Here is a 21,331-nt window from a genome sequence, read left to right on the forward strand (position 1 = left end):
CGGACGTCAGGCGGCGTCGCGGATGGCGCGGTTGACAGCGGAGATGACGGCCTTGAGGGCGGCCATCGTGGTGTTGGCGTCGATCCCTACGCCCCACAGCACCCGCTCTCCGACTGCGCACTCGACATAGGCGGCGGCCCGGGCGTTGCCTCCCGAGGACAGGGCGTGCTCGGTGTAGTCGAGCACCCTGACGTCGACGCCGTCCTGGCCGAGGATGGTCAGCAGCGCGTCGATCGGGCCGTTCCCCTGGGAGGCCTTGCGCTGCTGCACGCCGTCGACCAGCAGGGTCGCCACGAGTTTGAAGGAGCCGTCCTCGGCCGTGTCCGTGTTGACGGAGGTCAGCTCGTAGTGGCCCCACGCCTCGGTGCCACCGTCCGCGCGCGTCGGCAGGTACTCGTCCTGGAACACGGACCACAACTGGGCGCCGCTGACCTCACCACCCTGCGTCTCGGTACGGCGCTGGATGACCCCCGAGAACTCGATCTGCGCCCGCCGCGGCAGGTCGAGGCTGTGCTCGTTCTTGAGCAGATACGCTACGCCTCCCTTGCCCGACTGGGAGTTCACGCGGATGACGGCCTCGTAGGACCGGCCGATGTCCTTGGGGTCGATGGGCAGGTACGGGACAGCCCACGTCAGGTCGTCCACGCCGACGCCCGCCGCCGCGGCATCTCGCTCCATGCTCTCGAACCCCTTCTTGATGGCGTCCTGGTGCGAGCCCGAGAAGGCGGTGAAGACGAGGTCGCCTCCGTAGGGTGAACGTTCCGGCACGCTGAGCTGGTTGCAGTACTCGGCGGTACGGCGGATGGAGTCCATGTCGGAGAAGTCGATTTGCGGGTCGATGCCTTGGCTGAACAGGTTCATGCCGAGGGTCACGAGGTCCACGTTGCCGGTCCGCTCGCCGTTGCCGAACAGGCAGCCCTCGATCCGGTCCGCGCCTGCGAGGTAGCCGAGCTCTGCGGCGGCGACGCCGGTACCGCGGTCGTTGTGGGGGTGCAGCGACAGGATGATGCTGTCCCGGTCCGCCAGGTTGCGGCTCATCCACTCGATGGAGTCGGCGTAGACGTTCGGCGTGGCCATCTCGACGGTGGCCGGCAGGTTGAGGATCATCTGGCGGTCGGCGGATGCCTCGAAGACGGCCGAGACCTCGTTGCTGATGCGTGCCGCGAACTCGAGTTCCGTGCCCGTGAAGGACTCCGGCGAGTACTCGTAGGTGATCAGCGTGTCCCCCATGTTCTCCTCGAACTTGCGGCACAGGCGGGCGCCCTGCGTCGCGATGTCGATGATCCCGTCCTGGTCCTGGTTGAACACCACGCGTCGCTGCAGGACCGAGGTGGAGTTGTAGAGATGGACGATGGCGCGGTCGGCACCCTCGAGGGACGCGTACGTCCGTTCGATCAGATGCTCACGGGACTGCGTCAGGACCTGGATCGTGACGTCGTCGGGGATGCGATCGCCCTCGATCAGCTGCCGCACGAAGTCGAAGTCCGTCTGTGAGGCGGAGGGGAATCCGACCTCGATCTCCTTGTAGCCCATGCGGACCAGCAGATCGAACATCTTGTGCTTGCGTTCGGGGTTCATCGGGTCGATGAGGGCCTGGTTGCCGTCGCGGAGGTCGACGGCGCACCAGCGCGGCGCCTTGGTGATCACGCGGTCGGGCCAGGTGCGGTCAGGGAGGTCGACGGCGATCTGGTCCTGGAACGGCAGATATTTGCCGAACGCCATACCGGAGGTCTTCTGAGCGTTGTCCATGGAAAGCGGCCTTGTCTGTCGGAAGTGAGGTGCTGGCGGCCGGGCATCACGGACTCCGCGGCGAGGGACGGCCAGTAGCTCTACTGCGTTCTAGGCCTCGCCGCGGCACCGAAGAAGAGTCGTCTGTGCGCGCACGTTGTCACCCTAGCACGGCCCCTAGGATGGATTTCGGGGCGCCGGACGGGCGCCGTCGTTCCATGCACCATGAAGAATCAGGACGCGATGATGACAGTCAGCACCTTCGATCCACACGATCTCGACGGGACGGTCCGTCCCCAGGACGATCTCTTCCGCCATGCCAACGGAGCCTGGCTGAAGGACGCCGTCATTCCCGAGGACCGCCCCCTGTCCGGGTCCTTCACTGCGCTGCGCGACGCCTCGGAGCTCGCCGTCCGCGCGATCATCGAGGAGGCCGCTGCACGATCGACCGAAGACGCCGGGGCGCCCACGGACGGGATCGACGCGAAGCTGGGCACGCTCTACGCAGACTTCATGGACGCGGACCGCATCACCCGGGACGGTTCGGCGCCCGTCCTGCCCCTCCTCGAGCGCATCGCCGCCGTCACGACGGCCGGTGAGCTGGTGGAACTCAGCGCAGGCCTCTCGCGCTCAGGCGTGCAGGGTCTCCTCGCGCCGTACGTCAGCAACGACGCCGGGAACCCGACACGCTACCTGCTGCACCTCTACCAGTCCGGGTTGGGCCTGCCGGACGAGTCCTACTACCGCGAGGAGGGCTTCGCCGAGACGCGGCAGAAGTACCAGGCACTCCTCGAGCGGCTGTTCTCACTCGTCGAGGCTCCCGACGCAGCCGGAGCGGGCGCGCGGGTCTTCGCACTGGAGACGCGCCTCGCGTCGTCGTCGATGGGCTCGGTGGAGCGCCGGGATCCTCAGAAGACCTACAACCTCCTCGGGCACGAAGACGCCGTGGTTCTCTCCGCCCACCTGGCACCCTGGCTCGCCATCGTGACGGACACTCCGGCGCAGTCCGCCGAACTCGTGGTCAACCAGCCCGACTTCGTGCGCGGGCTGGACGCCGCGCTCGGCGAGGAGGATCTCGGGACGTGGCGCGAGTGGCTCGCTAGCCGGGTCCTGCTGCATGCGGCCGACTACCTCGACGACCGCTTCGTCGAGGCCACCTTCGCGTTCTACGGCACCCACCTGGCCGGGACACCGCGCCTGAAGGACCGCTGGAAGCGCGGGGTCGCCCTCGTGGAGGGTGCCATGGGCGAGGCGATCGGCCAGAAATACGTCGAACGGCATTTTCCCGCCACCCACAAGGACGCGATGATGGCTCTCGTCCGGAACCTCATCGCGGCCTACGAGACGAGCATCCGCGGCCTCTCGTGGATGACCGACGAGACCCGGTCGAGGGCTCTGGAGAAGCTGTCACAGTTCACCACGAAGATCGGGTACCCGGAGGAGTGGATCGACTACACCTCCCTCGAGGTGACTCCCTCGGACCTGTTGGCCAACGTCCTCCGCGCCGCCGAGTTCGAGCACAGCCGGCAGCTGGAGAAGCTCGGCGGGCCCATCGACCGGGGCGCGTGGCTCATGACGCCGCAGACCGTCAACGCCTACTACATGCCCACCATGAACGAGATCGTGTTCCCCGCGGCGATCCTCCAGCCGCCATTCTTCGACATCGGGGCCGACGACGCCGTCAACTACGGGGCGATCGGCGCGGTGATCGGGCACGAGATCGGGCACGGTTTCGACGACAAGGGTTCGCAGTTCGACGGGACCGGAATGCTCTCGAACTGGTGGACCGAGGACGACCGGAAGGCCTTCGACGCCCTGACGGGGCGCCTCGTCGCGCAGTACGCGGCGCTCGAGCCGTCGGAGGTACCCGGACAGACGGTCAACGGTGAACTCACTCTCGGTGAGAACATCGGCGACCTGGGCGGACTCGGGATCAGCTACCGGGCCTACCTCCTCAGCCTCGGCGGGAGGGACGCTCCGGTGGTCGGCGGGCTGACGGGCGCGCAGCGCTTCTTCCTCTCGTGGGCCACGTGCTGGCAGCAGAAGATCCGGCCCGAGGAGGCCCGTCGGCGCCTGACGGTCGACCCTCACTCCCCCAACGAATTCCGGTGCAACCAGGTGGTACGGAATCTCGACGAGTTCCACGAGGCCTTCGACCTCGTGCACGACGACGGATTGTGGTTGGACCCCGAGGACCGCGTCCGCATCTGGTGAGACCGCTCCGATGGGTCCTCGCAATCACGCGTGGGCCCATCGGCGCAGGCCTACTGGCGCAGGCCCGCCGTCGCGGTCCCACGGTTCGGGCGCACGGTTCGGGCGCACCGATGTACGCCCGAACCGCCTCCTACAGGCCCGAGGACGCCTGGCAGGTGACCTGGTCCGCGGTCTGCCCCTCAAGTGCGGGTCCGAGCGGCGATGCCGCGACGGTGTCCCTCGAGCGGAGATCCGCGCCGACCTGCAGCTGGATGCCGACGAGGCCGGCGTCCGGCAGGATGTTCGACGCGGCGACACCGAATCTGTCGGCGAGTTCGGCCGCGGCGGCAGCATAGCCCGGGCCGAACACCACGAGCGTGGCATCGGCCGGTGTCGACTCGAAGGTGGAGGTCTGCGCGTAGCCGGCCTCGAGGAGCAGCTGCTCCACCTCCGCGGCGCGGTCCTCGTCCGTGGTCGCGTTCACGACGACGATCGGCACCGAGGCCGGTGCCGGGGCAGGGGTTTCCGTTTCCTCGGGCGGGCTCGGCGCATCCGAGGCATCCGTCGGCTCGGATGCGGAGGCCGACGGCGCCGGTGCGTCCTCGGTCAGCCCACGATCCGCCCGTAGGGCGTCGAACAGCGGGGCGGCGGCCTCCTCGTCGAGCACGAGGCGGTTCGGGTCCTGGTCCCAGGGTTGGACGGGGACGGTCACGAACGCCATGTTGCCGAGGTCGACGTTCTTCAGCCGGTCGGCGATCCTCAGGATCTCGACAGGCTTCGACAGTCCTTCGTCCACGGTCAGATTCCGCGTGATGACCTCGGCGATCGAGTAGAGCTTGGGCAGGTTGGTCAGCGTTCCCTCTGCGCGTACCTTGCGTGCGAGTGACGCCATGAAGGACTGCTGGGCTGCGATGCGGCCGATGTCGCCGCCGTCGCCGAAGCTGTGCCGGGTCCGGAGGAAAGCAAGCGCCTGGTCCCCCTCCACCTCGCTGGTGCCGGCCGGCAGTTCGAGCCCCGAGAATTCGTCGTCGACCGGTTCCTGGACGCAGACCTCCACTCCTCCGACGGCGGATGAAAGTTCGCTGACGGCATTGAATCCCGCCATCATGAAGTGGTCCACGGAGAGCCCGGTCAGGTCGTTGATGGCCGCCACGGTGCAGCCGGGACCGCCCTCCCCGAGCGCCGCGTTGAGCTGACCCAGCTCGACGGCTTCGGAGAGCTCTCCCGTCTCCGGATCGACGCAGGCCGGCAGCGGCACCAGGAGATCGCGCGGAAAGGACACGACGGTGACGTTCTCACGGTCCGCCGAGAGCGTGAGGAGCATCATCACGTCCGAGTTGCCCTCCCCGGAGGAGTCCTCCTCGCTCCCCAGGAATTCGCCCGTGTTCCCCGTCCTGGTGTCCGACCCCAGGATCAGGATCTGCAACGGGTCCCTGCTGGAGTCCACCGGCAGGGCGGATTCCTGGCCCTCGCCGAGGTTCAGCGGCATGGTCTCCACGTTCTGCTGCAGCCGGAGCACCTGCACGGCGACGAAGGCGATCGTGGCAGCCACCACGGAGGCCATCACGATCGCAGCGACTTTCAGTCCGCGGTGGTACCGCGGACCACCGAGGTGCCTGCCCGCAGGTTCCGCCGCCCCGGTCGCGGCACCACCAGCGGCGGAGGAGGCGTCACTCGCGCGGTCTGCGCTCTCGCGGGACGATCGGCGGATCATGCCGGGGCTCCTTCGGATGGCTGGACGGCTGCACGGTTGTGGATCATTCTGTCACCGTCCGGACGGTGCAGACGCGCAGCGCTCCGCGCCGTCCCCGACAGGATCTGCCCAGGAGACGTCGGATCGGGGGCGCGCACCGGCGGTGGCGGGCCCGACGGCGAGTTGCTGCCGCCTGTGGCTGACAACGACCGGCCGGCCCGCGGCGTGCCGGTCAGAAGCCGAGCTTCACGAGCTGCTTCGGATCCCGCTGCCAATCCTTCGCGACCTTGACGTGGAGATCGAGGTAGATCCTCGTACCCAGGAGGGCTTCGATCCCACGGCGTGCATTCGTACCGACCTCACGCAGCCTCGCCCCACCCTTGCCGATGATGATCGCCTTCTGCGACGGGCGCTCGACGTAGAGGTTCACGTGGACGTCGAGCAACGGGTTGTCCTCGCTCCGGCCTTCCCGCGGGATCATCTCCTCGACGACTACCGCGAGGGAGTGCGGGAGCTCGTCGCGCACTCCCTCGAGCGCGGCCTCCCGCACGAGTTCCGCGACCATGACGGCCTCCGGCTCATCGGTCAGCTCGCCGTCCGGGTACAGCACGGGCGATTCCGGCATGTGACGGCTGAAGACGTCCGCCACCGTCCCGACCTGGAATCCGTCCGCGGCCGACACGGGCACGATGTCCGCCCAGCCGTCGGGTCCTGCCACCTCCGTGCCGAGCTTCGCGACCGCGAGCAGCTGCTCCGTGAGGGCCTGTCGGTCCACGAGGTCGGTCTTGGTGACCACCGCGATCAGCGGTTTGCGGCGCAGTCGCGCCAGCTGCTCGGCGATGAAGCGGTCGCCCGGTCCGATCTTCTCGTTGGCGGGAAGGCAGAACCCGACGGCGTCCACCTCGGCGAGCGTGTCGGCCACGAGGTCGTTGAGGCGCTGGCCCAGCAGGGTCCGGGGCCGGTGGAGTCCCGGCGTGTCCACGAGCACGAGCTGGGAGTCCTCGCGGTTCACGATCCCCCTGATGGTGTGGCGCGTGGTCTGCGGTTTCGCGGAGGTGATTGCGACCTTCTGGCCCACGAGGGCGTTCGTGAGGGTTGACTTGCCGGCGTTCGGCCGCCCGACGAGGGAGACGAATCCTGCCCTGTGCTCAGCGTCGCTCATGGTCTGCCTCTATCGTTTCTCGGTCGTCCTGCGCCGTGTGCCGGCCGTGCTGGGAAAGGTGTGCGTAGTCGGTCGGAGCGCGGTAGGCGATGACGTGGGACACCCTGTTGCGCCGTCCCTCGACCCGCTCCGCGCGGAGACCGATACCGTCAATTGTCACCTCTGAGCCGACGATCGGCACCCTGCCCAGGGTCTTCGCCAGCAGGCCGCCCACCGTATCGACCTCCTCGTCGTCGAGATCGAGGCCGAACAGCTCGCCGAGGTCGTCGATGCCCATGCGCGCACTGACCCGGAACTCACCGTCGTCGAGCCGCTCCTGCTCCGGCACCTCGGAGTCGTACTCGTCCACGATCTCACCGACGATCTCCTCGATGAGGTCCTCCAGCGTGACCAGCCCGGCGGTTCCACCGTATTCGTCGATCACGATGGCCACGTGCGTCGATTCGCGCTGGAGCTCGCGCAGCAGGTCCCCCACCGGCTTCGACTCCGGTACGTACCGCGCGGGTCTGCACTCCGAATCCACGGGACGCGTGAGGTTCGACGCCGGCCGTCCGTGGAGATTCGCGACCACGTCCTTGAGGTAGAGCAGCCCGCGGATGTCGTCCGAGCTCTCGCCGATCACGGGGATCCTCGAGTAGCCGGAGCGGAGGAACAGCGCCATTGCCTGGCTCAGCGTCGACCCGGAGTCGATGGTGACCATGTCCGTACGCGGCACCATGACGCTGCGGACCTTGGTGTCACCGAGTTCGAACACCGAATGGATGAGTTCGGCTTCGTTGTCCTCGATCATCTCGGCGTCGGAGGCCCGCGAGAGGAGTTCCCGGAATTCCTCCTGGGTGAAGAAGGCTGCTTCGTCGCGGGCGGCACCCGGCGTGATGGAGCTCCCGATCCGGACCAGCCAGCGGGGCACCGGTCCGAGGACCGCGCACAGGAACGAGACGAGTCCAGCGGTCATGCGGACGACGGCGGGCGCGTGCGTCCGTCCGAGCTGGCGGGGGGACACGCCGACGATCACGAAGCCGATGGCCGCCATGACCGCGGTGGCGAGGAGCCCAGCGAGCCACACGTTGTCCAGCAGGTCGTGGAGGAGGATGGCGACGGCCACTGCCCCCGCCATCTCGAACCAGACGCGCCAGAAGCGCAGTGCGTGCATGTGGGCGACAGGCGCGTCGAGGATCCTGCGGAGCGATGAGGTACGCGACCCTGCCAGGAGTGCCTCGCCCTCCTGCCGGGGGAGGTAGCTGAAGGCCGCCTCCGCAGCCGTGACGAGGGCGGCGGTCAGGGCGAAGAGCAGACCCATGAGCGCGAGGAGCCAGATGGTCAAGCGCGCGTCTCCTGAGGTGCGTCCCCGCCGAGGAAGTCGGAGAGAAGCTGCCGCTGCAGACCGAACATCTCCTTCTCCTCCTCGGGCTCCGCGTGGTCGAATCCGAGCAGGTGGAGCACGCCGTGCGTGGTCAGGAGCAGGAGCTCGTCACGGGTCCCGTGGCCGGCGGCGGCACCCTGGGCCGCGGCCACCTCCGGGCAGAGGACGATGTCGCCGAGCAGCCCGGCAGGCGTGACGCGTCCTGGCGTGCCCGGCCTCAGCTCGTCCATGGGAAAGGACAGGACGTCGGTGGGGCCCGGCTCGTCCATCCACTCGACGTGCAGCTTTTCCATCGCGGCCGTGTCCACCAGGATCACGGACAGGTCCGCCTCGGGATGGATGAAGAGGGCGTCGAAGAGGAAGTGGGCGAGGCGGACGAGCGACTCCTCGTCCACGTCGTGGCCCGACTCGTTGTTGATCTCGACGCTCATCGGGTACCTTCCTGCCGCCCGGAGCGGGACGGGCCCGACCGTTGCTCCTCGTCCCAGGTGCTGTAGGCGCTGACGATGTCCCCCACCAATCGGTGACGTACGACGTCGGAGGCATCCAGTTCGCTGAAGTAGACGTCGTCGACGTCGCGGAGTATCTCGCTGACGATCCTGAGGCCGGAACTGGTGCCGTTGGGCAGGTCGACCTGCGTGACGTCGCCCGTGACCACCATCTTCGACCCGAAACCGAGCCGGGTGAGGAACATCTTCATCTGTTCCGGCGTCGTGTTCTGCGCCTCGTCGAGGATGATGAACGCGTCGTTCAGCGTCCGGCCGCGCATGTAGGCGAGGGGTGCCACTTCGATGGTGCCCGCCGCCATGAGCCGCGGAATGGAATCGGGGTCCATCATGTCGTGCAACGCGTCGTACAATGGTCGCAGGTAGGGGTCGATCTTGTCGTTGAGCGTCCCCGGCAGGAAGCCCAGGCGCTCCCCCGCCTCGACCGCGGGCCGCGTCAGGATGATGCGGTTGACCTCTTTGTGCTGGAGGGCCTGGACGGCTTTCGCCATGGCGAGATACGTCTTGCCCGTACCGGCCGGCCCGATGCCGAAGACGATCGTGTTGCGGTCGATGGCATCCACGTAGGTGCTCTGGTTCAGCGTCTTGGGGCGGATCGTCTTGCCGCGCGAGGACAGGATGGTGACCGAGAGCACCTCGGAAGGCTTCGCCGCGCTCTGTGTCTTGAGCATCGTCACGAGTTGTTCGAGGACCTGCGGCGACACCGTGGCGTTGTTGCTCGCCATGGTCCGGACCTCTCCGACGAGGCGCTCGGTGCGCAGCACGTCCGCGGACGGCCCGGTGATGGTGAGTTCGTTCCCGCGCGCTTGGAGGCCTACGCCGGGGAAGGACTCCTCGATGAGTCGGAGTGCCTCGTCGTTCGACCCCAGAGCCTGCACCATCTGTTCCGTCGAGTCGAAGACGACGGTCCTGCTGTCCAGTCCCACCGCGTTGATGCCTAGTGAAGATTCGCTCATATGTCGGCCATGCGGCCTTCGATCGCCCCTCGTACGAGTAGTGCTGCTGGTCGTGATCCGTGACCGCCCGCAGACAACGGCGGCGACCCCAATGTTACGGCATGACGGTCGAAGGAAGGATGGACATTCCGCCCTCCTCCGCCCACCAGCACGGCGCGGCGGGCGCGCTTTCGTCGCGAACCGGCAACGGGTTCGTATCGATCGTGTCTCAGTCGCGGCTCCGGCCCGAATTCGTACCGAGCGCCTGTGTGCGCTGTGCCAAGCTGAATCGCGTCCTGATCGAACCGAGGGCCGGGTGCGGCCCGGCTCACGCGACCGAACGGGTGCTGGAGCTCGTCGACGAGCCCAGAGGCAGACGCACGTCGACACCGGACCCCGCGACACCAGTACCACCAGCAGGACGCACCATCCACGGCATTCGCCACTACGGAAGGGGCAGACGGACCGAGCACGCACGCGCCTCAGGGAAGGGGGTCGGAGATGAGCCAGCAGGACCCCCTCAAGAAGAGCCGACTCGGGCTGCGTGGGATCCTCCTGGCGTGCGGAGGAGTCCTGGTGGCCAGCAGCGTGTTCTTCATCCCCAACATCGGCGACGTCGGCGACAGTACTCCGACGACGGCGCTCGCGCAGCCCCGCACCACTGCCGCTCCCAGCGACGGCGCCACGGTTCGCGAGGGCGCGGCCGAATCCTCCATCCGGAGCCAGGGAGCGGCGGCGGGGCCCACCGAGGAGTCCGGCACGCTCCTGCCCGTCTACTGGCTGGGTGAGGTCGGCGACTCCGAACGACTGTTCCGGGAGTATCTGCCGGCTCCGCAGGGCGCGGCGCGAGAACCGATCTCCGACGCCGTCCAGCTCATGACGGCCGGGCAGCCGCTCGATCCCGACTATCACTCACCCTGGCGTCCGGCGTCGAGGATTACCTCCTCCATCTCGACCAAGAATGTGATCACGGTCGACATCTCCTCCGATGCCGTATCCGAACAACTCGAGGAGGCCGACGCCCGGCTGGCCCTCCAGCAACTCGTCTACACCGCCACGGCAGCGGCCTCGAACGCGGGTCTCATCACGGGCGGTGAGGCCAGCTCCGTCGTCGTGCTGATCGACGGCGCGGCGCAGTACAGGGCGTTCGGCGCCGTCGACATCGGCGGCGAATGGACCCGTGACCCCGCCACCCTGGCACCGGTATGGATCATCGATCCGCAGGAGGGCGTCGAGGCGGACGCCGGGAGCGTGACCGTGCACGGCGTCGCTCCGGACGCGGCAGAATTCGTGTCATGGCAGATCGACCGTTCCGCCAACGGATCGACGGAGGGCGGCTCCGAGCTGTTCCGCGACGGACGGGCGTCCGTCTCAGCGGGAGAGGGTGGGCAGAGCACCTACTCCTTCTCCGTCACCCTTCCCCCGGGTCGCTACGGGATCACGGTCTCGGTGGTGGCGGAGGACGGTGCGGCGCAGGACACGAAGTCCGTCGTCGTCCGGTGAAGCGGACGCCCTACCAGCGGCCCAGCAGCTGGTTGAGCAGCACGAGGGCCGCCGGGCCGGCCGAGGACGATCGCAGGACGTGCGGGCCGAGCCGGACGGTGCCGGCACCGGCAGCCGCGAGTCTCGCCACCTCGGTATCGCTGATCCCGCCCTCCGGACCGACCACGACCGCGGTGGTCACCGGGCCCCCGCCCGCGGGCTCGGCTCCGATGGCGACGGCCCTGCCGGCCAGGGCCAGATCGGCGTCCTCGTGCAGGACGAGGACATGGTCGATGGACGCCGCCCAGACGGCGAGCCCCGCCGTGTCCAGGACCGGATGGACGTCCGGGACGAAGGATCGCCGCGACTGCTTCGAGGCCGCTCCCACGAGCGTGGCCCACTTCTGACGGCCCTTCTCGGCCTTGTCCCCGCGCCACCGCACGATGCTCCGCTCCGCGTGCCACGGGACGACGGCGTCCACGCCGAGTTCGGTGGCCGCCTCGACCGCCTGCTCGTCGCGGCCACCCTTGGCGAGGGCCTGCACGAGGACAAGGCGATGCCGCGGCGATGGATCGCGCTCGGTGGTCTCGATGACCAGCTCGACGGTACCGGCGCCGACCGCGGCGATCACCCCGCCGAGACGCGCTCCGTCGCCGTCCGAGATGTCGATCCGCTCCCCGACCGTGAGGCGGCGCACCGTGGCAGCGTGCCGTCCCTCGTCACCGCCGAGGACGAAGACCGCACCGGGGCGCGCTGCCTGGACATCCGCGGCGGGGGCGAAGAACAGCGGGCGCGTCATGCTCAGCGGTTCCCGAGCCGCTCCCGCAGGCGGGCGAAGACACCGGAACCGCTGCTGGCCAGCTGGCCGTCCGTGTACTCCTCGTTCCGCAGCTCCGCGAGCTTGCGCAGCAACTCCTCCTGCTGGTGGTCGACGTTCCGGGGCGTCTCGACGTTGAGGTGGACGCGGAGGTCCCCCCTGCCCTGGTTGCGGAGGTGGGTGACTCCGAGCCCGCGGAGGGTGAGGATCTCGCCCGACTGCGTGCCCGGCTTGATGGTGAGCTCCTGGTCGCCGTCGTACGTGTCGAGGTGCACCGAGGTGCCGAGGGCCGCGGCGGTCATCGGCACGCTCAGGGTCACGTGGAGGTCGTCGCCGTCGCGCAGGAAGGTCGAATCCGTGTTGACCCGGATCTCCACGTAGAGATCGCCCTGCGGACCACCGGCGATGCCGGCTTCGCCCTGGCCCGAGAGCTGGATCCGGGTGCCCGTGCCGACGCCGGCGGGGACCTTGATGGTGAGGGTGCGGCGGGCCCGGATGCGGCCCTCGCCGCTGCACTCGTGGCACGGGCTCGGAATGACCGTTCCGTAGCCCTGGCAGGTGCCGCACGGCGCGCTGGTCATGACCTGTCCGAGGATCGAGCGGACGGCGCGCTGGACCTGTCCGGATCCTCCGCAGATGTCACACGTCCGCGGTGAGGTACCGGGCTGGCAGCAGGAGCCGTCGCACGTCGGGCAGACCTCAGCCGTGTCCACCTCGATCTTCTTGTTGGCGCCGAAGACGGCATCCTTCAGATCGATCCGCACGTTGATGAGGGCATCCTGCCCCCGGCGCACGCGCGAGGGAGCGCCGGACTGCTGGCCGCCGCCCCCGAAGAAGGTCTCGAAGATGTCCTGGAACGCGAAACCCGAGCCGGAGTAGCCGGCACCCGGGTAGCCGGTGTCCGTGCCGTTCTCGTTCCCCGTGGTGTCATACACACGCCGCTTCTGCGGGTCCGACAGCACCTCGTAGGCGCGCGTGACGAGCTTGAACTCCTCGGCGGCGTCATCACCCGGGTTGACGTCGGGGTGGAGCCTGCGCGCCAGTTTGCGGTACGCCTTCTTGATTTCCTCCCCGGTCGCACCCTGCGAAACACCGAGGACCTCATAGTGATTACTCACTCGTGCACATCACTTCCTGTTGGAGACATCTGTCTGCTGCTCGCCGGCCGAACCGGCGCACTACTGGGAGCCCTGCTACTCGTCGAGGATCCTCGACAGATAGCGGGCGACGGCGCGCACGGCCGCCATGGTGGTCGGATAGTCCATCCGGGTGGGTCCGAGGACGCCGAGCTTCGCGCCCGCGTCCGGTCCGTAGCCCGTGGCCACCACTGAAGCCCCGGACAGCCCGCCGTACGGATTCTCGCTGCCGATCCGCACGGAGATGCCCCGGGCGTCGTACTCCATCTCGGAGAGGAGCCGCAGCATCACCACCTGTTCCTCGAGTGCCTCGAGGACGGGTCCGATGCTCAGGGGGAAATCGCCCGTGGACCGCGCGAGATTCGCGGTACCCGCGAGCAGCATCCGATCCTCGCGACCGAGACCGGCGAGTTGCTCGAGGGCCTTGACGATCGTACTCCCGTGGGCGCGGATGCCCGGGGGCAGCTGCGATGCGACCGACCCGAGGTCGGAGGGCAGGGCCTCGAGCTTCGCCCCGGACACCGCCGAGAGGACGCGCTGCTTGATCTCGGCGAGACCGCCCTCCTGGATGTCGGAGGGCAGGCGCACGATCCGTTGCTGGACCGTCCCGTTGGTCGCGATCAGCACCACGAGAACCTGCTGCGGTGCGAGGAGCACGAACTCGATGTGCCGGACGGAAGCGCCGCCCACCCGCGGGAACTGCACCACGGCCACCTGGTTGGTGAGCTGAGCGAGCAGCCGCACGGTCCGGTCCATGACGTCGTCGACATCCTCCGCTCCCTCGAGCAGGGTCTGGATCGCCTTCTTCTCGGCCGCGGACAGCGGCTTCACCTCGGAGATGCGGTCGACGAAGAGGCGGTAGCCCTTGTCCGTCGGAATGCGCCCCGAGCTCGTGTGCGGCGCCGCGATGAGGCCCTCCTCCTCGAGGACGGCCATGTCATTGCGGATGGTGGCGGAGGAGACTCCGAGGCGGTGCCGGTCGACCAGCGCCTTCGAGCCCACCGGCTCGCGGGAATGGACGTAGTCCTCGACGATGGCCCGAAGTACCTCCAGGCGTCGTGGTTCACTCATTCCTCAGGTCACCTCCGGGTCCGTCCCTGCCTCGTGCTGCGTCGGTCGCGGGTGATGCCGAAGGATTAGCACTCGACACGCCCAAGTGCCAAGTCTAATACGTTGCAGCGGATTGTTAGCATTGCAGACCCGTGCCCGGGACACCGCCGGGCCCCCGTGGAAGGACACTCTGGCAGATGGACTACGGCTGGGGCGCACAGGACATCGCAGCACCGAAGCGGGTGGCTCTGAGGGATGTCCCCGTGGAGAAGGACCTGGTGCTCGAGGACGTGCAGACCGGCTTCGTGGGAGCTGTGGTCCGTGTGGAAAAATCCGGGGGACTCCACGTCATGGTGCTCGAGGACCGGCGCGGCAAGCAGCGGACCTTCAGGCTCGGTCACGGCTTCCTGGTGGAAGGTGAGCCCGTCAAGGTGGTGGCGCCCGTCGTCGCCCCGGCTCGGGAGTCCACACGCACGGCATCGGGCAGCGTCCGCGTGGCCGACGCACGGGCCCGGACCGCCCGCGCAAGCAGGATCTGGGTCGAGGGTCAGCACGACGCCGAACTCGTGGAGAAGGTATGGGGTGACGACCTGCGGCTGGAGGGGATCGTCGTCGAACCTCTGCACGGCGTCGACGATCTCGACGGCGCCATCCGCGATTTCGCTCCCGGGCCCACGCGGCGGCTCGGTATCCTCGTGGACCACCTGCTACCCGGGACCAAGGAATCGCGGATCGCACAGCAGGCCATGACCGTCCCCGGCGCGCGCGGCCACGTCCTGATCGTCGGGCACCCCTACGTGGACGTGTGGCAGGCCGTGAAGCCGGGGGCCCTCGGCCTCGACGCATGGCCGGTGGTGCCGAGGGGGCAGGACTGGAAGACCGGCATCCTCGCCGGGCTCGGCTGGCCGCACCGGGACCAGGCCGCGGTGGCCCACGGGTGGAAGCGCATCCTCTCGCGTGTGCACACCTATGCGGATCTCGAGCCCTCACTGCTCGGGCGTGTGGAGGAGGTCATCGACTTCCTGACGGCGCCCGTGTGAGCCGCCTGATGCCCTCGCACCGCACCACCACGTATCCTTGGAGCAGGTTCCTCAAGGGGTGACCTCCCCCACGTGAGCAAAGGAAGACCGTTGTCCAACACCGCCGACCACCAGCACGATCAAGGGGTCGAGCCAGCGTTCGAGGGGACGCCGGCCGACGCTCTGCCCCTCACGGCATCCGAGGACCGGCAGTTCGCCACCCTTGCGCACTTCGGCGGCATCCTAGGATTCGTCCCCTCGCTCCTGATCCTGCTGATCTTCAAGGACCGAGGTCCGTTCACCGCCCAGGAAGCCAAGGAAGCGCTGAACTTCACCCTGCCTCCGACCGTGCTCGCGCTCGCTGCCTGGCTGCTGTCCCTCCTGCCGGTCGTCGGCGGGATCTTCGCCGTCGTCAACGCCCTGCTCTGGGTCACCATCACGGTGTTCTCGGTGAATGCCGGTATCCAGGTCAATCGGGGCAGGCCCTACCGCTACCCGGTGAACCTGCGCCTGATCGGCTAGCCGCCGCATCCCGCGCCGGCCCGACGCCCGGTCGTCGGTCCCAATCGAAGACGCGCACGGCCGAGAGCTGTACCCGGCCTTGGAAGTCTGCCCGGTCCTAAAGCTATGTTCGGCCGATCAGTGAGGCGGATCGGGACAGCACGATCAGTCAGGCAGCAGGCGGCGCACGACGGCGTCGGCCAGCAGGCGTCCCCTGAACGTCAGCACCACGCGTCCCGCGAAGGCGGCGGCGGGCTCGACGAGACCGTCGGCGATGAGACCCGCGACGGCCGTCCGCCCAGCCGGTGCGAGCTTCCCGGTGGGGAGTCCTTCGCGCAGGCGCACGCGGAGCATCACGTCCTCGACGTACCGGTCCGCGGTCGTCAGGATCTCGCGGCCCGCTGCGGGCGACTTCCCTGTGTCGAGTGCGGTGGAGTAGGCCCGGGGGTGCTTGACGTTCCACCAGCGGGTTCCGCCGACGTGCGAGTGCGCGCCCGGTCCGGCGCCCCACCAGTCGCTCCCACGCCAGTAGGCGAGGTTGTGCCGGCAGGCGTCGTCGGGCGTCCTGGCCCAGTTGCTCACCTCGTACCAGTGCAGTCCCCCAGCCGTCAGCAGCTCGTCGGCAAGCGCGTACTTGTCCGCGTGGTCGTCGTCGTCGATGGGTGGGACCTGCCCGCGGCGGATCTGTGACGCGAGGCGGGTGCCCTCCTCGATGATCAGGGCGTACGCGGAGATGTGGTCCGGTCCGTAGGACAGCGCTGTGGTCAGCGAGGCACGCCAGTCGTCGATCGATTCGCCGGGGGTGCCGTAGATGAGGTCAAGACTCACCTTCAGACCTGCGTCCCTGGCCCACTGCACTGCCTGCGGAACGCGCTCGGGCGCGTGCGTCCGGTCCAGCACTGCGAGCACGTGGGGAACCGCGGACTGCATACCGAAGGACACGCGCGTGAAGCCCGCGTCACGCAGGATCCGCAGGGATTCCGGGGTCACCGAATCGGGGTTCGCCTCCGTGGTCACCTCCGCACCGGGCTCCAATCCCCAGGTCGCGGTGGCCGCCCGAAGGATCGCCGCGAGGTCCTCGGCCGGCAGCAGGGTCGGCGTGCCGCCCCCGAAGAAGACCGTGGACATCGGCCGGCGCGGGACGCCCGATCGCTCCAGCGCCACCGCGCCGAGGCCGAGCTCGGTCAGTACCGAACCGGCGTAGGCGTCCTGTGACGCTCCCCCGCCCAGTTCGGTGGCCGTGTAGGTGTTGAAGTCGCAGTAGCCGCAGCGCACCGCACAGAACGGGATGTGGACGTAGAGTCCGAAGTCGCGCGCGTCGGCGCCGACGGCGGCGTCTGTCGGCAGGATCCCGTCCTCGGGAGCGGGAAGGCCGAGTGGCAGGGCGCTAGGCACTCCTGGCCTCCTTCGAGGGGTGGAACGTCACTTCTTGGCTTTGTCCTTCGATTCGTCCGACGAGAGCGCTGCGATGAAGGCTTCCTGGGGCACTTCGACGCGACCGACCATCTTCATGCGCTTCTTGCCCTCCTTCTGCTTCTCGAGCAGCTTCCGCTTCCGGGTGATGTCGCCGCCATAGCACTTCGCGAGGACGTCCTTGCGGATGGCGCGGATGCTCTCGCGGGCGATGATACGGGCGCCGATGGCCGCCTGGATCGGGACCTCGAACTGCTGGCGAGGGATGAGTTCGCGCAGCTTGCCCGTCATCATCACCCCGTACGCGTATGCCTTGTCACGGTGCGTGATGGCACTGAAGGCGTCCACCTGCTCGCCCTGCAGCAGGATGTCCACCTTGACGAGGTCCGAGACCTGGTCGCCGTCGGCCTTCCAGTCGAGCGAGCCGTAGCCGCGAGTCTTGGACTTCAGGAGATCGAAGAAATCGAACACGATCTCCGCCAGCGGAAGCCTGTACCGGATCTCCACGCGATCCTCGGACAGGTAGTCCATGCCACCCAGCACACCGCGGCGCTGCTGGCACAGCTCCATGATCGCTCCGACGAACTCCGACGGCGCGAGGATCGTGGCCGACACCATGGGCTCGCGCACCTCGGCGATCTTCCCCATCGGGTACTCGCTCGGGTTGGTGACCTTCAGGACGCGCTTGTCCTCGAGCGTGACGTCGTACTCGACGTTCGGTGCCGTCGAGATGAGGTCGAGGTTGTACTCGCGCTCTAGGCGTTCCCGCGTGATCTCGAGGTGCAGCAGACCGAGGAACCCGACGCGGAACCCGAACCCGAGCGCAGCCGAGGTCTCCGGCTCGTAGACGAGCGCGGCGTCGTTCAGCGTGAACTTGGCCAGTGCGTCGCGGAGGACGGGGTAATCCGTGCCGTCCAGCGGGTAGAGCCCGGAGAAGACCATGGGCTTCGGGTCCTCGTACCCTCCGAGCGACTCGGCGGCCGGCTTATGCAGGTTGGTGACGGTGTCGCCGACCTTCGACTGGCGGACGTCCTTCACACCGGTGATGAGGTAGCCCACCTCACCGACGCCGAGTCCCTTCGACGGCTTCGGTTCCGGCGAGCTGACACCGATCTCGAGGAGTTCGTGGCTCGCGCGGGTGGACATCATCTGGATGCGCTCGCGGGGGCTGAGCTTGCCGTCCACCACGCGGACGTAGGTGACCACGCCACGGTAGGTGTCGTAGACGGAATCGAAGATCATGGCACGGGCCGGAGCATCGGGATCCCCGGTCGGCGCCGGCAGGTCCCGCACGATCTTGTCCATCAGCGCCTCGACGCCGACGCCGGTCTTGCCGGACACCATCAGGACGTCCTCGGGTTCACCGCCGATCAGGCTCGCCAGCTCGGCTGCGTACTTCTCGGGCTGGGCGGCCGGCAGATCGATCTTGTTCAGCACCGGGATGATGGTGAGGTTGTTCTCCATGGCCAGGTAGAGATTGGCCAGGGTCTGCGCCTCGATGCCCTGCGCTGCATCGACGAGGAGGATCGCTCCCTCGCACGCGGCGAGTGATCGCGAGACCTCGTAGGTGAAGTCGACGTGTCCGGGAGTGTCGATCATGTTGAGTGCATAGGACGTTCCGTCGACCTCCCAGGGCAGACGGACCGCCTGGGACTTGATGGTGATACCGCGTTCCCGCTCGATATCCATCCGGTCGAGGTACTGGGCCTTCATGTCCCGCTGCTCGACGGCGCCGGTGAGCTGGAGCATGCGGTCGGCCAGTGTGGACTTCCCGTGATCGATGTGGGCGATGATGCAGAAGTTCCTGATGATCGCCGGATCGGTGGCGGCAGGCACCGGAGCGGTGCGGGCCATGGGTGACACGTACGTTCCTCACTGTTACGGGACAGGTCCGGCGTGCGGCAGGCAACCGGTCGGCCTCGTGGGCAACCGGCGCAGGTCCGCGCCGTTTCGTTCCCCTAGTCTCCCACGGCCCCGCGCAGCCCCGGCAATCCGCCGTCGCGCGCGGCCCTGGCTCCCGCGGTGTGTGTCGTTAGGATCGCTGCATGGCCTTCACCGTCCGCACGCTCCTGTCGCTCGCGCACCGCATCGCCCGGGTGGTCGGCACCAGCCCGGCGCAGCCCGGGACCCGCCGGTCGCCGGTGCGCCGCTCCGGCCCCGCCCGCGTGCCTGCCCGACGGGCATCGGCGGCGCGGCGGTCGGTGGTACTGGCCTACTCGCCGTCCGCCGACGGCAGGCCCGATCCTGGTGAGATCGTGTGGACCTGGGTGCCCTACGAGGAGGATCCCGCCCAGGGCAAGGACCGGCCGGTCCTGCTGATCGGCACCTCCGGCGGTGCCCTGCTCGGCCTCATGCTCACGAGCAGGGATCGGAACAACGCCCGCGATCACGACGACCGCTACGTGGACATCGGGACGGGCGCCTGGGACCGGCAGGGCCGACCGAGCGAGGTGAAAGTCGATCGACTGCTCAGGATCGAGCCCGGTGACATCCGACGCGAGGGGGCCGTCCTCCCCCGCCACCAGTTCGAGCGGGTCATCGCGGCAGTACCTGCCGAGCTCCTGGCGTAGCCCCACAGGCCGGGGAAGCAAACCGGAGCACTCCGCGCATACCCAGCGCGTGCACTGACGCGCCGGCACATCCGCCCGTCGCCGCATCCCTAGCGCGCGCATCGACGCCGGCACGTCCGCCCGCACCGCATCGGGTCTGGTTCGTCAGCTGCTTCTGGTAATCTTTACAGCTGTGTGTCCGCGCAGGTCTCCGGGCACTTTGGCCGATCGCCACACGGTATCCCCACGCCGCTCAGTCTTCGATCGGCTGAAATACCCTCACGACCCAGTCCGCAATACAAAGAAAGTTCTCATACGTGGCAAATATCAAGTCCCAGAAGAAGCGCATCCTCACCAACGAAAAGGCGAGGCAGCGCAACAACTCGGTCAAGTCCGAGCTGAAGACCGCTATCCGCGCCGTGAACACGGCCGTCGACGGCGCTGACAAGGATGCTGCCGCAACGGCTCTGCAGGCAGCCAGCCGCAAGCTCGACAAGGCTGTCAGCAAGGGTGTGCTGCACAAGAACAACGCAGCGAACCACAAGTCTGCCATCTCCAAGAAGGTCAACGCGCTGTAGTCCGCGACACTTTCGAAGAAGGGTCGGCTCCCGCGGGAGCCGGCCCTTCCTCTTTTAAGGCATGCCAGCTCTCTCGAGGCATCAGGGCCGGAGCGTTCACTCTCTCGAGGCATCAGGGCCGGAGCGTTCACGGCGGAACTCTCGGCGCCCTCTGGGCCCCTGTCGGCTCCGGTTTGAGCCTCCGCCGATCAGCCGTCGCCCAGAGCGATCACGGTCACCGCCCGCTCCACCGCATACACGGGGTCGCGGGATTCGCCCTTCACCTGGGCGTCCGCGTCGGCGAGCGCCCGGATGGACCGCGCCAGGGCGTCGGCGCTGAAGCGCTGGGCCTCCCTCCGTGCCTGGTCCACCTGCCAGGGAGCCATTCCGAGGTCCTTCGCCAGCTGTCCTGAGGAACCCCGTACGCCGTGCACCTTGGCCACGGCCCGGACTTTCATGGCCAGGGCGGCGACGATGGGCACGGGATCCGCGCCCGTCGCGAGCGCGTGCCGCAGCATCGACAGGGCCTGCGCCGTCCGCCCGGCGAGCGCAGCATCGGCGACCTTGAAGCCCGTCGCCTCGACGCGACCCCCGTAGTACTTCTCGACGGTCTCGGCGGACACATCGCCGGCGGTATCGGCCATCAGCTGCTGGCATGCGGCCGCGAGTTCCGGCAGCTGCGAGCCGACGGATCCGACGAGCGCACGGACGGCATCGGGGTCGATGCGGCGGCGGGCGAGCCGGAACTCGGTGGTGACGAACTCAGCCTTGTCACCGTCCTTCTTGAGGGGCTGACAATCGACGATGGTGGCCGGGCCCGCCTTCAGGGCGTCCAGCAGCTTCTTGCCGCGGTTGCCGCCCGCGTGGCGCAGTACGAGGACCACGTCCGGGGCAGGATCGGAGGCGTAGTCGAGGGCGTCGACCAGGAAGGCGTCGTTCATCTGGGCGAGGCCCGCCGCCTCGATGATCTTCCAGTCGCCGAAGAGGGAGGGGCTGGCCTGCATGGACAGTGTCCCGGCCTCGTAGGTTCCGGCATCGAACCGGACCAGTTCCGCCTCGGGCTGCGCGGTGCGGACCTGCCGCCGGATCGATTCCGCCGCCCTGGACGCGAGGTACTCCTCGGGCCCGGCGAGCAGGACGATGCCGGCCGGTCGGACGTCCCGCCACGAGGAGGCCTGCTGACCCCCGCCGCCCGCGCGCCCGGTGGTCGTTCTCGTTGCCATGCTG

General features: G+C 68.3%; 18 protein-coding genes. 6 read left to right on the forward strand and 12 right to left on the reverse strand.

The annotated features are described in order from the left end of the window. Positions 1-6: 6 nt before the first annotated feature. Positions 7-1,749, reverse strand: a complete 1,743-nt coding sequence (gene leuA, locus FJV46_RS14205) for a 2-isopropylmalate synthase (RefSeq protein ID WP_087025868.1) — start codon at positions 1,747-1,749, stop codon at positions 7-9. A gap of 225 nt (positions 1,750-1,974) precedes the next feature. Between leuA and FJV46_RS14210 the strand changes: the two genes are divergently transcribed. Further along, positions 1,975-3,942 carry a M13 family metallopeptidase gene (locus FJV46_RS14210; protein ID WP_197715714.1) on the forward strand — a complete coding sequence of 656 codons (1,968 nt, stop codon included), beginning with the start codon at positions 1,975-1,977 and terminating at the stop codon, positions 3,940-3,942. A 130-nt stretch (positions 3,943-4,072) separates the two neighbouring features. On the opposite strand, the gene FJV46_RS14215 is transcribed toward FJV46_RS14210, so the two are convergent. The 5 genes from FJV46_RS14215 to FJV46_RS14235 form a co-directional block, all read right to left on the reverse strand. After that, positions 4,073-5,635: an LCP family protein gene (locus tag FJV46_RS14215; RefSeq protein ID WP_087025870.1), complete on the reverse strand. Its 1,563-nt coding sequence runs from the start codon at positions 5,633-5,635 to the stop codon at positions 4,073-4,075. Positions 5,636-5,846: 211 nt separating this feature from the next. Further along, positions 5,847-6,776: a GTPase Era gene (gene era, locus FJV46_RS14220; RefSeq protein ID WP_087025872.1), complete on the reverse strand. Its 930-nt coding sequence runs from the start codon at positions 6,774-6,776 to the stop codon at positions 5,847-5,849. Beyond that, positions 6,763-8,100, reverse strand: a complete 1,338-nt coding sequence (locus tag FJV46_RS14225) for a hemolysin family protein (RefSeq protein ID WP_087025874.1) — start codon at positions 8,098-8,100, stop codon at positions 6,763-6,765. Before FJV46_RS14225 ends, era begins: the two co-directional genes overlap by 14 nt. Next, positions 8,097-8,570 (reverse strand): rRNA maturation RNase YbeY, encoded by a 474-nt coding sequence (gene ybeY / locus FJV46_RS14230; protein ID WP_087025877.1) that lies wholly within the window; start codon positions 8,568-8,570, stop codon positions 8,097-8,099. Before ybeY ends, FJV46_RS14225 begins: the two co-directional genes overlap by 4 nt. After that, positions 8,567-9,601, reverse strand: coding sequence for a PhoH family protein (locus FJV46_RS14235; RefSeq protein ID WP_087025881.1), 1,035 nt, complete (start codon positions 9,599-9,601; stop codon positions 8,567-8,569). Before FJV46_RS14235 ends, ybeY begins: the two co-directional genes overlap by 4 nt. 480 nt (positions 9,602-10,081) lie before the next feature. Here FJV46_RS14235 and FJV46_RS14240 point away from each other — a divergent pair, with 480 nt between their 5' ends. Beyond that, positions 10,082-11,083, forward strand: coding sequence for a GerMN domain-containing protein (locus FJV46_RS14240; RefSeq protein WP_087025884.1), 1,002 nt, complete (start codon positions 10,082-10,084; stop codon positions 11,081-11,083). A 10-nt stretch (positions 11,084-11,093) separates the two neighbouring features. Here FJV46_RS14240 and FJV46_RS14245 read toward each other — a convergent pair whose 3' ends face one another. The 3 genes from FJV46_RS14245 to hrcA form a co-directional block, all read right to left on the reverse strand. Continuing rightward, positions 11,094-11,861 (reverse strand): 16S rRNA (uracil(1498)-N(3))-methyltransferase, encoded by a 768-nt coding sequence (locus FJV46_RS14245; protein WP_087025886.1) that lies wholly within the window; start codon positions 11,859-11,861, stop codon positions 11,094-11,096. A gap of 2 nt (positions 11,862-11,863) precedes the next feature. Continuing rightward, positions 11,864-12,997 carry a molecular chaperone DnaJ gene (gene dnaJ, locus FJV46_RS14250; RefSeq protein ID WP_087025888.1) on the reverse strand — a complete coding sequence of 378 codons (1,134 nt, stop codon included), beginning with the start codon at positions 12,995-12,997 and terminating at the stop codon, positions 11,864-11,866. A gap of 75 nt (positions 12,998-13,072) precedes the next feature. Further along, positions 13,073-14,086 carry a heat-inducible transcriptional repressor HrcA gene (gene hrcA / locus FJV46_RS14255; RefSeq protein ID WP_087025891.1) on the reverse strand — a complete coding sequence of 338 codons (1,014 nt, stop codon included), beginning with the start codon at positions 14,084-14,086 and terminating at the stop codon, positions 13,073-13,075. Between the two features lie 176 nt (positions 14,087-14,262). Between hrcA and FJV46_RS14260 the strand changes: the two genes are divergently transcribed. Beyond that, the gene (locus FJV46_RS14260) at positions 14,263-15,105 is read left to right on the forward strand and encodes a DUF3097 family protein (RefSeq protein WP_087025894.1); all 843 of its coding nucleotides are present in this window, start codon (positions 14,263-14,265) and stop codon (positions 15,103-15,105) included. 90 nt (positions 15,106-15,195) lie between these two features. Next, positions 15,196-15,606 carry a DUF4870 domain-containing protein gene (locus tag FJV46_RS14265; RefSeq protein WP_087025897.1) on the forward strand — a complete coding sequence of 137 codons (411 nt, stop codon included), beginning with the start codon at positions 15,196-15,198 and terminating at the stop codon, positions 15,604-15,606. A gap of 144 nt (positions 15,607-15,750) precedes the next feature. Here the strand turns inward: FJV46_RS14265 and hemW are convergent, their stop codons facing one another. Then, positions 15,751-16,980 carry a radical SAM family heme chaperone HemW gene (hemW, locus tag FJV46_RS14270; protein WP_087025900.1) on the reverse strand — a complete coding sequence of 410 codons (1,230 nt, stop codon included), beginning with the start codon at positions 16,978-16,980 and terminating at the stop codon, positions 15,751-15,753. Positions 16,981-17,007: 27 nt separating this feature from the next. After that, positions 17,008-18,861 carry a translation elongation factor 4 gene (gene lepA / locus FJV46_RS14275; protein ID WP_179195183.1) on the reverse strand — a complete coding sequence of 618 codons (1,854 nt, stop codon included), beginning with the start codon at positions 18,859-18,861 and terminating at the stop codon, positions 17,008-17,010. Positions 18,862-19,043: 182 nt separating this feature from the next. On the opposite strand from lepA, the gene FJV46_RS14280 reads away from it, so the two are divergent. Continuing rightward, positions 19,044-19,568 carry a type II toxin-antitoxin system PemK/MazF family toxin gene (locus FJV46_RS14280; protein WP_087025906.1) on the forward strand — a complete coding sequence of 175 codons (525 nt, stop codon included), beginning with the start codon at positions 19,044-19,046 and terminating at the stop codon, positions 19,566-19,568. 296 nt (positions 19,569-19,864) lie between these two features. Beyond that, the gene (rpsT, locus tag FJV46_RS14285; protein WP_087025908.1) at positions 19,865-20,125 is read left to right on the forward strand and encodes a 30S ribosomal protein S20; all 261 of its coding nucleotides are present in this window, start codon (positions 19,865-19,867) and stop codon (positions 20,123-20,125) included. Positions 20,126-20,313: 188 nt separating this feature from the next. Here rpsT and holA read toward each other — a convergent pair whose 3' ends face one another. Continuing rightward, positions 20,314-21,327, reverse strand: a complete 1,014-nt coding sequence (gene holA, locus FJV46_RS14290; RefSeq protein ID WP_087025911.1) for a DNA polymerase III subunit delta — start codon at positions 21,325-21,327, stop codon at positions 20,314-20,316. Positions 21,328-21,331 lie beyond the last annotated feature (4 nt).

Origin of the sequence: Arthrobacter agilis (assembly GCF_006494655.1) — a bacterium.
Lineage (GTDB): Bacteria > Actinomycetota > Actinomycetes > Actinomycetales > Micrococcaceae > Arthrobacter_D > Arthrobacter_D agilis.